Genomic DNA, 12,398 nt, shown 5'->3' on the forward strand with positions numbered 1-12,398 from the left:
GGGATGACGCTGCCGCCGGACCCCGCCCTCCACGCCACGATCCTGCTCGCCAAGGACCAGACCGGCCGCGTCGGCGCCGACCGGATCGCGCTGCTCCGCGCGATCCGCGACGGCGGCTCGATCACCAGCGCGGCCAAGGTCGTCGGGCTCAGCTACAAGGCGGCGTGGGATGCGGTGCAGGTGATGAACAATCTGTTCGACCGCCCGCTCGTGCTCCCCGCCGCGGGCGGCAAGGACGGCGGCGCGAGCCCGATCACCGAGGCGGGGATTGCGGTGCTCGACGGCTATGCGGTCGCCGAAGCCGAACTCGCCAGCGCGATGGCGCGGATCGAGGCGAGCGTGTCGAACGGGCTGTCGTTGAAGCCATTGCTATGGGGAATCGGGATGAAGACGAGCGCACGCAACGTGCTGCGCGGCACCGTGTCGCGGGTGACGCCGGGGACGATTGACGCCGAGGTGACGCTGGCGGTTGCCGACGGCGTGGAGATCGTCGCGACGATTACCCGTGGCAGCGCCGAGGATCTGAGACTGGTGCCGGGCGCGACCGCGCTGGCGCTGATCAAGTCGAGCTTCGTGATTCTCGCGCGCGGCGACGAGAGTTTGCGGACTTCGGCACGCAACACGCTGGCGGGGACAGTGATCGCGCGCGAGGATGGCGCGATCTCCAGCGAAGTGACGCTGGAACTGACGCTCGGCAAGACGCTGACCGCGACGTTGACCAGGGAGAGTGCGGAAGCGCTCGACCTGCAGGTGGGGACGCGCGCGCTGGCCTTGATCAAGGCCAGCCATGTGATCCTGGCGGTGGAGTAACACCTTTCCGTTGAGCGGCACCACCCCGGCGGAGGCCGGGGCCCAGTTGGGAGACGTCACCACTTCCCACTGCCCTCTGTTACCTCGGCCTTGCCAACTGGGCCCCGGCCTCCGCCGAGGCGGTGCTTACCCGCCCGGAACCCATCCTAACTTTTCCGTCATAAACCGATTCCGCATTGCAGCATAAGTAAACATCATTACTTAGCACGCTAATGACTTCTCCCCGTCGCGTCCTCGAGTCGTCCTACGCTCGCACCCTCCTGCCGCTCGCCAGAATGTGGCGACGGGCGGCGGATCGTGCGCTCAGCGACATGAACGTGTCGGCGTCGACCGGATGGGCACTCGTGCAGGTCGGGCGGCTCGGCGACGACGTCCGCCAGACCGATCTTGCGAGCGAACTCGACGTGACGCAGGCCTCATTGGTCCGCTCGATCGACCAGATGTCGGCCGCGGGTCTCGTCGAGCGTCGCCGCGACCCCGCGGACGCGCGCGTCAGCCGCATCCGCCTGACCGATCACGGCCGCGCGCTCGTCACGACGATCGAGGCAAAATTCGCGAGCTTGCGTGCAGGAATGCTCGACGACGTGTCCGACGATGACCTCGCCACTGCGCTGCGTGTCGCCGAACGGCTCGGCGCACGGTTCGCGGCGGATCACACGCGATGATCCTCGCGAAATTCGGCGCCAAGGAAGCGCTCTTCTCGGTCAAATGCCTGATCGCGGCGCTGCTCGCCTACTATATCGCGCTGCGGATCGGCCTGACGCGTCCCTATTGGGCGGTGACGACGTCGTACATCGTCGCGCAGCCGCTGGCGGGCGCGGTGCTGTCGAAAGCGGTGTTCCGCGTTGCCGGCACCGTGCTGGGCGCGATCGCCGCGGTCGTGCTGGTGCCCAACCTGGTCAATTCGCCCGAGTTGCTGTCGATCGGTCTCGCGCTGTGGCTCGGCCTGTGCCTCTATATTTCGCTGCTCGACCGGACGCCGCGCGCGTACCTGTTCCTGCTGGCGGGCTATACGGCGAGCATCATCGGCTTCCCGTCGGTGACCGCACCCGCCGCGATCTTTACGACCGCGGCGTTGCGCGTGCAGGAGATCACGATCGGGATCCTGTGCGGGAGCCTGATCCACGGGTTCGTGTTTCCGCAGACGGTAACCGCGACGTTGCTGGCAAGGATCGATGCGATCCTGGCCGATGCCGAGCGCTGGTCGCGGGATTCACTCGCCGGCGCGTCGGATGCGGCGCTCGACCGCGATCGGCGGCGGCTGGCGCTGGACATCAACGAGCTTCACCAGCTCTCGATCCACCTGCCCTTCGATACCGCCCGCCTGCTGCCGCGGGTGCGGACGCTGCGCGCGCTTCAGGCCGAGCTGTCGATGCTGCTGCCCTTGGCAAGCGCGGTCGACGACCGGATCGTCGAGTTGTTGCGTGGTGCCGACGCGCCCAGGCCCGAGGCGCGTGCGCTGATCGAGGACGTCCGCGAATGGCTGCGCGATCCGCTGCCGTTGGCCGAACGGGGCCAGACCGCCGACGCGCTGATCGCCCGCGCCCGCGCGCTGGAGCCGTCGGTCGACGACGCGCTGATTTGGCGCGACGCGCTGCGGTTGAGCCTGCTCGCGCGGCTTGCGGAACTGGTCGACGCGCACCGCAACGCCCGCGACCTGCGCGATCAGATGCGGTCGCCGTCGCGCACGCCCGTCACGCCTGCGGTCGCCCGGCTGCTCGCGCGTACCGCCAAGCGACCGCTGCACCGCGATCGCGGCATCGCGCTGCGCGCCGCGGCGGGGACGATCGCGACGATCCTGCTTGGCTGCACGTTCTGGATCGGCACCGGCTGGGCGGACGGCGCGGGCGCGGTGCTGATCGCAGGCGTGTGCTGCGCGCTGTTCGGCAGCAGCGACGATCCGGCGCCCGCGATCATGGCGTTCTTCTACGGTACCATCCTCGGCCTTTTGGTATCGGCGATATACGCCTTTGCGATCCTGCCGCGGGTGACAGATTTCGTGACGCTGGCCGCCGTACTCGCACCACCGATGCTGATCGGCGGCGTGTTCCTCGCTCGACCAGGGACGATGCTGGTAACGCTCGGCGCGCTCCTCGGTGGGCTAAACACTGTCGGATTGAACGACCGCTATGGCGGCGGTTTCGACACGTTCCTCAACGGCGGCATCTCGCAGTTGATCGGCACGTTGTTCGCGGTCGTGACCGTCGGGCTGTTCCAGACGATCGGCGCGGACACCAGCGCGCGACGACTGATCCGCGCAGGCTGGCGTGAACTGGCGCAGCGTGCCGACGCGCCCGGTCGCCCCGATGCGCAGGCATGGGTCGCGCGGATGCTCGACCGGATCGGCCTGCTCGCGCCGCGCCTGGCGCTTCAGGGCAAGGACCCAGGCAAGCCGCTGCTCGATGCGCTGACCGATCTGCGCGTCGGCGTGTCGGTCGGGGAATTGCGGCAGATGCGGCTGGACGGGACGACCGACGAGGCGATGATGATCACGCCGGTGCTGAAGGGCATCGGTGCGCATTACCGCGCGCTCAGGCCTAACGAACCGGCGCCGCCCGAACCAGACCTGCTTGCCGGGATCGATGCGGCGATGGCTGGTTTCGCGAGGAGCACGCCTGATCGTCACCGTACCGGCGTACTCGCGCTGACCTCGCTCCGCCGCAATCTGTTCCCCTCGGCGCCGGCATATGGACCCATCTCTGGAGTGGTCGCATGACCGGTGAAATCTCGATCGGCGGCGTGTACCTGCCGAGCATCCTCCTGCTCGCGGTCGCCGCCGTCATCCTCACGGGCATCGCCACGCGGCTGCTCGCGTTCGCCGGATTTTATCGCGCGGTGACGTATCGACCGCTCGTCGATCTCGCGCTGTTCTTCCTCATCCTCGGGCTGCTCGCCCTGCTGACCGGACCTTCCGCATGAATACCCGCCTGAAATCCTTGTTCGCCCCGCTCGGCCGTTCCGCCGTCACGATTCTCATCGTCGCGCTCGCGGTGCTGGTCGCGCTGTGGCTGTGGAAGCGGTACGAGACGGACCCGTGGACGCGCGACGGGCATATCCGTGCCGATATCGTCCGCGTGACGCCCGATGTCGCCGGCCTCGTCACGCAGGTCGCGGTGCACGACAACCAGGCGGTGAAGCCCGGCGACATCCTGTTCGTGGTCGATCGCCCGCGCTTCGAACTGACCCTGGCGCAGTCGGACGCCTCGATCGCGAGTGCGCGCGCGACGCTGTTGCAGGCGCGCCGTGAAGCGCAGCGCGACTTGGCGCTAGGCGATCTGGTGGCGAAGGAAACGCACGAGCAGAACGTCGCGCGCGTCGCCACGGCGTCCGCGGCCCTCGCACAGGCCCAGAGCGCCCGCTCGACTGCCGCGCTGAACCTTGCCCGCACGACCGTGCGCGCGACGGTACACGGGATCGTCACCAACCTCGATCTCCACCCCGGCGATTACATCGCGACCGGCGCGCAGGCGATGGCGCTGGTCGACACCGACTCGCTCCGCGTCGAAGGCTATTTCGAAGAGACCAAGCTCGGCAGCATCCACCTCGGCGACCCGGTGATCGTCCACCTGATGGGCGAGCCGCAGGCGCTGCACGGCCGCGTCGACAGCATCGCCGCGGGGATCAACGACAGCGAGCGGACGAATACGACGAACCTGCTGCCCAATGTGAACCCGACCTTCAACTGGGTGCGGCTGGCGCAGCGCATTCCGGTGCGGGTGAAGCTGACCCAGGTGCCGAAGGGGACGCAGCTGATCGTCGGTCGCACCGCGACGGTGACGGTCGAGCCGCGAGTCCAGCCGGGGGCCACGACATGAAGCGCGAACCTGGCATCCACGATTGCGTCCTGAGCCCGATCGGGTTTGTCACCCGCCCCCCCCATACCGATACGCCTCCCCGGCGGAGGCCGGGGCCCAGATGGCAAGGTCGTCGTGACGAAGCGCAGCTGTTCGTTGGCAACGATGCCCAACTGGACCCCGGCCTCCGCCGGGGAGGAAGATGTGGGGATGCAGTCCACAGCCTAAGCCGGCATGCCGTGGTTGCTTGTGGCATATCGTCGAAAGCGCCCCGGGTACTGATTGGTGCAGTCGCGCTGGCCCTCGCCGCCTGCACCACCGCAGGCCCGAACTACGCCCTACCCGATCGCGCGGCGGTGAACATGCCCGCGGCCCAAGGCAAGTTCGACAGCGGCAACGAGAAGGCGTTCGTCGACACCCCGCTCCCCGACCATTGGTGGCAACTCTACGGCGACCCCCGCCTCGACGGCTTCGTCACCGAAGCGCTCGCCGCCAACACGGACCTGCGCGCCGCCGACGCGAACCTGCGCCGCGCCGATGCGGTCGTCGCCGAAGTCGCCGCGGGCCGCACGCTGTCGACCGTGCTCGGCGGCGGCACCTCGCTCGACCGGCCCTATACGACCGGCGGCAACCTCCCCGGCACGCTCGACTACAACCTCGGCATCACGCTGGCCTATCCGCTCGACCTCTCCGGCCGCATCCGCCGCGGGATCGAAGCCGCGCAGGGCGATGCCGAGGCGGTCGCCGCCGCACGCGATAATGTCCGCGTGACGGTCGCTGCCGAAACCGCGCGCAGCTATGCCGCCGCGTGCACCGCCAACATGGTGCTCGCCGCGAACAACCGCGTACTCGCGCTACAACGCCAGACTCTCACCGTGACGCAGCGGTTGCAACGCGGCGGCCGTGGCACCGCGTTCGACGTGACGCGCGCCCGCACCGCGGTCGACCAGAGCGAGGCGCTGATCCCCGCGCAGGTCGCGACCCGCACCGCCGCGCTGTACCGCCTCGCCACGCTGATGGGCCGCGCCCCCGCGGACTATCCGCAAGACGTCGCGACCTGCGCCAAGCCACCGACCCTCACCCGCCCGCTCCCGATCGGCGACGGCAGTGCGCTGATCCGCCGCCGCCCCGACATCCGCGGCGCCGAACGCACGCTTGCCGCCGCGACCGCGCGGATCGGCGTGGCCACCGCCAACCTCTATCCACAGGTCAGCCTCGGCGGCTCGGCCGGGTTCACCGGACCGGTATCGTCGCTCGGCTCGGGCAATGCATTCCATCTCGGGCTCGGCCCGCTTATTAGCTGGAGCTTCCCCAACCGCGTCGTCGTCCGCGCGCAGATCGCCCAGGCCGGCGCGACGGCGGACCAGGCGCTCGCCCAGTTCGATTCGACCACGCTCGAGGCCCTCCGCCAGACCGAAACCGCGCTCTCCGCCTATGCCCGCGAAGGCGACCGCAACGCCGCGCTCCGCCGTGCGCAGTCCAGCGCCGCGCGCGCCGCGGATCAGGCCGGCACGCTCTACCGCTTCGGCCGCACCGACTTCCTCTCGCTGCTGACCGCGCAGGCCGCGCTGACGACCGCGCAGGCGAACCTCGCGACATCCGACGCGCTGCTGGTCGATCGCCAGGTCGACGTCTTCAAGGCGCTCGGCGGGGGTTGGCAGACGTGAGGCTCCGCAGACGCGGGCTGGCGTCGATCAATAGCGAGATCCGCGACGGCATCATGCCCGCCGCCGACACCATCGCGCGCGTCGCCAAGGACCCGGACGCGTTACCGCATACGCCGAGCAACTACCGCGTCACCGCGCTGATCATCGCCTGCGCGTTGTTCATGGAGCAGATGGACTCGACCGTGCTCGCCACCGCGCTGCCGACGATGGCGCGCGATTTCGGCGTGCCGGCGACCAGCATGAGTTCGGCGCTGACCTCATATTTGCTGGCGCTGGCGATCTTCATCCCGGCGAGCGGACGGCTCGCGGACCGGTTCGGCTCGCGCACGATCTTCCGCGCGGCGATCCTCATTTTCGTCGGCGGATCGATGCTCTGCGGCCAGGCGACCAGCCTGCCGTTCATGATGGGCGCGCGCTTCCTGCAGGGGCTCGGCGGCGCGATGATGATCCCGATCGGCCGCCTCGTCCTGCTGCGCAGCGTCGCCAAGGAGGACATGGTCCAGGCGATGTCGTGGCTGATCATGCCCGCGCTGATCGGCCCGATCCTCGGCCCCCCGGTCGGCGGCGCGATCGTCACCTATCTCGACTGGCGCTGGATCTTCTACCTCAACGTCCCGATCGGCCTGCTCGGCGTGGTGCTGGTGACGCGCTTCATCGGCGAGGTCCGCGAGGACAAACCGGCGCGTTTCGACGTCCCCGGCTTCATCCTGTCCGGTGTGTCGCTCGGCTGCCTGCTGTTCGGGTTCGAGATGACCAGCCGGACCGGCGAATTGACACGTGCCATCGTCCTGATCGTCGTCGGGCTGATCGCCGGCGTCGCCTATATCCGCCACGCGAAACATCGCAGCGACCCGATCCTCGATCTGTCGCTGATGCGGATCCCGACCTTCCGCCTGTCGGTGATCGGCGGATCACTGACCCGCATCACGCAGGGTGCGCAGCCATTCCTGCTGCCGATGATGCTCCAATTGGGCTTCGGCATGACCGCGGCGGCAAGCGGCGCGATCACGATCGCCGGTGCGATCGGCTCGCTGGCGATGAAAAGCCTCGCGCCGCGCGTGCTGCGCCGCTTCGGGTTCCGCAACAGCCTGATCGTGGGAGGCCTCTGCGCCAGCTCGGGCTATGCGGTCGCCGGCCTCTTCCGCCCCGACTGGCCGATCCCGGCGATCTTCGGCGTGCTGATGATCTCGGGCTTCTTCATGTCGTTCCAGTTCTCGGCGTACAACACGATCGCCTATGACGAGATCCCGTCGTCACGGATGAGCAGCGCGACCAGCTTCTACGCGACGTTCCAGCAGCTGATGCTGTCGCTCGGCATCTGCGTGGGGGCTGCGTCGCTGCATGTCGGGATGCTCGGCACGGGCGCGACTAGGCCGGCGCTGGCGGACTTCACGCTGGCTTTCCTGGTGGTCACAGCGGTGTCCGCGTCCGCGACGATCTGGAACCGCCGGTTCGCGGTGAATGCCGGCGCGGAACTGAGCGGCCACCGGGCAGCGTGATCCTCCCCTGCCACGGGAGGATCTTCAGCCGCTATGCGCTGGCAAAGACGGCCGCGACAACACCGACACATGCTCGCCCGGCTCGACGAACATCCCGTGGCCGGTCGCCCACTCCCCCGCCTTCTCGCTCGCCGTCAGCATCGTCAGGAACGGGCTGAGCAACAACCCCAGCGTCACCGGGGCGAGCCACGCCGCGGTGATCGGCGCGAACGGCGTCACCGCCAACAGCGCCACCCCCACCCCGACATGCCAGCGATAGCGCGGCATCACGTCCGCCAGCGACAACTCATGCGCGTCGCGGTTCTGCGGCGCCCAACCCGACTTCCGCCCCATCAATATCCCCGCGAGATCGATCGTCTGCGTCAACGCGATCACCGGCGCCGACAGCATCGAGAACGGCACGTCGATCAGCACCGACCGCACGATCCCGCGCCGCCCGCCAAACCCCGCACGCCGCTCCGCGTTCGAGAACGCCCAGATCACGCTCAACAGCTTGGGCCCGAACAGCAGCAGCAGCGTGACCATCAGCACCTGCAACGAGGTCTGCGCCTCGACGATATTGCGCTCGCCGAGCAGCGCCTGCACCACGCTCGTCGCGATCATCAACAGCCACACCGGCGAGGTGATGAACGCCGACGCACCCATCAGCAGTTGCAGGCGGCTGACCCAGTGGAACCCCGACGAGGTCAGCAGGCTCAGGTGCTGGATATTCCCCTGCGCCCAGCGCCGGTCGCGCACCGCCGCGTCGATCAAGGTCGGCGGATATTCCTCGAACGTCTCCTCGGTCATCAACATGTGGACGCGCCAACCGCGCCGCCGCAGCAGCGCCGCCTCGACCATGTCGTGACTCATGATGACACCGCCGAACGGCGCGCGGCCGGGCAGGTCGGGCAAGCCGCAACTGCTCGCGAACGCCTCGATCCGGATCAGCGCGTTGTGACCCCAGAAGGTCGCTTCCGAACCCGACCACCAGACGAGGCCAGCGGTGGAGATCGGGCCGTACAACCGGCTCGCGAACTGCATCCAGCGCTGGAAGAACGTCACGCCGTTGATCACCGCGGGCACGGTCTGAAGCAGCGCCACCGCAGGCCGGCGTTCGAGCACCTGCGCCATGCCGATGATCGTGTTGCCGCCCATCAAACTGTCCGCGTCGAGCATCAGCATGTAGCGATAGCCGCCGCCGAACCGCCGGATCCACTCCGCCACGTTGCCCGGCTTGCGCCCGACATTCTCGGTGCGACGACGATAATAGAGCGCGCAATCGAGGCTTGGGGCGAGTGCCTGCCATGCCGCGACCTCGGCCGCCTCCGCCGCTTCGCCGGAGTCGCTCAGGATGAAGATATCGAACCGGTCGGCGACGCCGCCCGCGGCGATCGCGCGCGCCATCCACGCGATCCGCTCGAACACCGCATCGATGTCTTCGTTGTGGACCGGCATCAGGATCGCGGTGCGACCCTCGAGCGGTTCGGACTGGCGCGGCGTCGGAACGAACCCCGGATGCCCGCCGGTCATCAGCAGTACGAAGCCGATCGCCGCGTTCATGAAGCCGAACGCGATCCACGCGAACAACGGGAAGAACAACGCCAGCAACACCGCGTCCCACAGGCTCATCCCGTCGGCGAGCAGCGATTCCTGCACCGCGGACGATGCCGCGGTGGCGAGCAGGCCGGTCATCAAGATCAGGATGATCCGGCGCGCGAGCATATCGTCGTTCGAAACGACCCTCCCCGGGCCGGGCTCGGGCGCGGACCAACGCGGCGGTGGCCCGTCGAAACGCTGCGGCTGCATCTCGATCGGCGATTCGCCGGGCATCATGGGAAGCACGGCCATCAGAAGATCGGCGTCAGGACGGTTTCGCTGAGCGCGCGACCGCCGCGCGTGAGGAACAGCCTGACGTCGGCAGGCCCTTGTGCATCGGGGGCAATGTCGGCGGTCACGCGCCAGCGGTTCTTCTGGCCGACGACCGGATAGGCCGCGTTGGCGAGCACCTTGCCGCGGACGACGTCGATCTTAGCGGTCACGCCGCTCTGCCGGTCGAGTCCGGCAAGACCGTCGCCAATGAAATCGACCACGAGCTTTCGTGCGCCCTTGACCGGCTCCGCGCCCGGTCGGCCAGCCACGCCCTGCCAGCAATCGACGACATGCGCGGTCGCGGCGACCGCGGTCGGATCGCTTGATTTCCACGATAGCGCGTAATCGAACTGCAACCGCTGGCCGGCCTTTGCCGGCGCGGCCGGCGTCCAGAACGAGACGACGTTATCCACCGTCTCGCTGTTGGTCGGGAACGCATAAAGCATCACCGCGCCCTTGCCCCAGTCGCCCTGCGGCTGGACCCACAGGTTCGGCCGGCGATCGTAGAACGCGCCGTCGTCCTGATAATGATCGAAATTGCGGTCGCGCTGGATCAGCCCGAAGCCCTTCGGCGCCTGATCCGCGAAACTGTCCAACGTATCGTGCGGCGGATTGTTGAGCGGGCGCCAAATGCGCTCGCCGGCACCGGTGAGCAGCGCGAGGCCGTCCGAATCGTGGATCTCGGGGCGCCAATCGACAGCAGCCGCGCGGTTGCCTTCGCCGTACCAGAACATGCTGGTAGCGGGTGCGACGCCGAGCCGTTCGATGTCGCGGCGGATGTTCAGGACCGACGAGACCTGCTGTTCGACGCCCGCGCCCGCGACATGCCGCGACTGGAAGCGGTACGCGCCGGTGACGCTCGCGCCGTCCATCAGCGCGTAGATCGTGTAGGCGTCGGTGCCGGTCCGCTCGATCCAGAATTCGGTGAAGTCGGGAAATTCCTCGCGCCCGGGGAGCCCGGTGTTGATCGCCAGTCCGCGCGCGGACAGGCCGTATTGGTCCTGCGACCCGGCGGTGCGAAAATAGGAGGCGCCCTGGAACGCCATCCAGTCGCTGGTCCCGCCCGGCGCCATCGCCCGGAAACCGGCAATGCCCAGCGCGGCGGCATGGCCTTCCTCCGCCTCGAACAAATCGCGCGAGAAGTCGATGCGATGCGCCAGCCCGCCCTCCATGACGTTGATCGCGACCGGCATCGGCGCATAGCGGCCGAGCGGGAACAGACGGATACCGCCCGCCAGCGTCTTGTCGGCGCGAAAGCGAATGCTGCCGACCTTGTCGTAATCGATCGCGGCAGCCGCGGCGACTTTGGCGGGGGCTGCGTATGGCTTGGTGGCAAGCGTCGCGGCGCGTTGCTGAAGCGCTTCCCACGAAAACGGCTCGGCCTTGCCGGGTGCTGCGCGCATCGCTGCGGCAGCCTGCGGGAGGACACCCAACAGACCCAGCGCGGTCATTACTTCGCGTCGACCGATCATGCAGAGCGCTCCTTCGTCATCATGCTGCAACGCGGTAGCATAGTGACTTGGTCCACGCGCGTCGACAGGTCCCGCCGAGGGCGCGCCCTATCGCGCTACGCGTCGCCAGCGGGCGCTGATCTGGATGCGGTCGTGGATGTGGGGGCCGACGATCACCAGCATCGTGCCGCCACTCGCGCAAAGGAAACCGATCGCGGCCAGGAAGAACGCGAGCGCGCCGGTTGGTGGGTGGAGACGGGCGAGCGTGTGGATCGCGGTGGTCGCGATCGCGAGCGACAGGACGCCGCTCGCGCGGAGGCTGAGGTCGGTGCGGAGTCGGCGGGCGTCGGTCATGCGACGCATCAGCTATCGCTAATCGCATAAGCATTCGAGACTGGTTTCAGGGGGGAGCCATAGTGTTCGCGTAGTGCGCAACCCCGTCATCCCGGCGAAAGCCGGGACCTCGCGCGGCAGGGGCGACCTATGTAGCGGGGAGACCCCCAGCATTCGGTGGGGTGACGGCTGGTTGCGCAGGATAACGAGCGAACCAATCGCTTCGTTGTTCTCCCGCAAAGGCGGGAGCCCAGTCTGGATCCCGCCTTCGCGCGGAAACAAGCTTTCTCAGCTCAAGCGTCGACGAGCAGCCGGTATCCAATCCCGAGTTCGTTCGCGATCACCGTGCCGACGCCCCCCGTCCCCTCCAGCTTCTGTCGCAGGTTGCGCACCACGATGCGCAGATATTCGATCCGGCGGTCGTGATCAGTCGGCCATGCCGCCTCCAATATCCGCTGGTGCGTCACCACCCGCCCCGGATGCGCCGCCAGCGCCGACAACACGTCGAACTCCTTCCGCGTCAGATGCGCCTCATCGTTCCCGCGGCGGACGAGGCGGTGTTCGAAGTCGATCTCCACACCGTGCGCGCGCAAGACCGTCGGCCGAGACGTCGCCTCGCCGCGCCCCCGCAACGCGACCCGAAGCCGCGCGAGCAGCTCCTCGGTATCGAACGGTTTTGTCACGTAATCCTCAGCGCCGAGATCGAGCGCGGCGACCTTCTGGTCGGTCGCCTCGCGCGCGGACACGACGAGGATGATCGGATCGCCGAGCTTCTTCAGCAGCGGCACCAGTTCCAACCCGTCGCGGTCGGGCAACCCCAGGTCGAGCAGCACGGCGGTCAGCGGCCGGCTTGCCGCGATCCGCAGCGCCTCACGCGCGTCGACCGCCTCCTCGACCGCATAGCCGACGCGTTCGAGCGTATTGCGAAGCAGCCGTCGGATGTGGAGTTCGTCATCGACGACGAGCACGGTCGGGCCAGTCATGCCGCTCGCT

11 protein-coding genes are annotated in these 12,398 nt (G+C 68.3%); 7 read left to right on the forward strand and 4 right to left on the reverse strand.

Annotated features, from left to right (window positions below; all coding sequences use genetic code 11):
* Positions 1–3 precede the first annotated feature (3 nt).
* The 7 genes from AC3D24_RS11180 to AC3D24_RS11210 all read left to right on the forward strand — a co-directional run bounded on the left by AC3D24_RS11180 (position 4) and on the right by AC3D24_RS11210 (position 7,770).
* On the forward strand, positions 4–810 hold the full coding sequence (locus AC3D24_RS11180; protein WP_489030644.1) for a TOBE domain-containing protein: 807 nt from the start codon (positions 4–6) through the stop codon (positions 808–810).
* Between the two features lie 212 nt (positions 811–1,022).
* A complete protein-coding gene (locus tag AC3D24_RS11185) occupies positions 1,023–1,475 on the forward strand; it encodes a MarR family winged helix-turn-helix transcriptional regulator (protein WP_489030646.1) in 453 nt (150 codons plus the stop codon).
* Positions 1,472–3,526, forward strand: coding sequence for an FUSC family protein (locus AC3D24_RS11190; protein WP_489030647.1), 2,055 nt, complete (start codon positions 1,472–1,474; stop codon positions 3,524–3,526). The genes AC3D24_RS11185 and AC3D24_RS11190 overlap by 4 nt, the downstream gene beginning before the upstream one ends.
* Positions 3,523–3,729 carry a DUF1656 domain-containing protein gene (locus AC3D24_RS11195; protein WP_353465542.1) on the forward strand — a complete coding sequence of 69 codons (207 nt, stop codon included), beginning with the start codon at positions 3,523–3,525 and terminating at the stop codon, positions 3,727–3,729. The genes AC3D24_RS11190 and AC3D24_RS11195 overlap by 4 nt, the downstream gene beginning before the upstream one ends.
* Positions 3,726–4,625, forward strand: coding sequence for an HlyD family secretion protein (locus AC3D24_RS11200; protein WP_489030649.1), 900 nt, complete (start codon positions 3,726–3,728; stop codon positions 4,623–4,625). The genes AC3D24_RS11195 and AC3D24_RS11200 overlap by 4 nt, the downstream gene beginning before the upstream one ends.
* Positions 4,626–4,882: 257 nt before the next feature.
* A complete protein-coding gene (locus AC3D24_RS11205; protein ID WP_489033130.1) occupies positions 4,883–6,271 on the forward strand; it encodes an efflux transporter outer membrane subunit in 1,389 nt (462 codons plus the stop codon).
* The gene (locus AC3D24_RS11210; RefSeq protein WP_489030650.1) at positions 6,268–7,770 is read left to right on the forward strand and encodes a DHA2 family efflux MFS transporter permease subunit; all 1,503 of its coding nucleotides are present in this window, start codon (positions 6,268–6,270) and stop codon (positions 7,768–7,770) included. Before AC3D24_RS11205 ends, AC3D24_RS11210 begins: the two co-directional genes overlap by 4 nt.
* Before the next feature lie 24 nt (positions 7,771–7,794).
* On the opposite strand, the gene mdoH is transcribed toward AC3D24_RS11210, so the two are convergent.
* The 4 genes from mdoH to AC3D24_RS11230 form a co-directional block, all read right to left on the reverse strand.
* Entirely contained in the window at positions 7,795–9,600 is a 1,806-nt protein-coding gene (gene mdoH, locus AC3D24_RS11215; protein ID WP_489030652.1) for a glucans biosynthesis glucosyltransferase MdoH, read from the reverse strand.
* Positions 9,600–11,093, reverse strand: coding sequence for an OpgD/OpgG family glucan biosynthesis protein (locus tag AC3D24_RS11220; protein WP_489030654.1), 1,494 nt, complete (start codon positions 11,091–11,093; stop codon positions 9,600–9,602). Before AC3D24_RS11220 ends, mdoH begins: the two co-directional genes overlap by 1 nt.
* Before the next feature lie 87 nt (positions 11,094–11,180).
* A complete protein-coding gene (locus tag AC3D24_RS11225; protein ID WP_489030656.1) occupies positions 11,181–11,426 on the reverse strand; it encodes a hypothetical protein in 246 nt (81 codons plus the stop codon).
* Between the two features lie 272 nt (positions 11,427–11,698).
* On the reverse strand, positions 11,699–12,388 hold the full coding sequence (locus AC3D24_RS11230) for a response regulator transcription factor (RefSeq protein WP_489030658.1): 690 nt from the start codon (positions 12,386–12,388) through the stop codon (positions 11,699–11,701).
* Between the last annotated feature and the right edge of the window lie 10 nt (positions 12,389–12,398).

The organism is Sphingomonas sp. SL1004, from assembly GCF_057815015.1.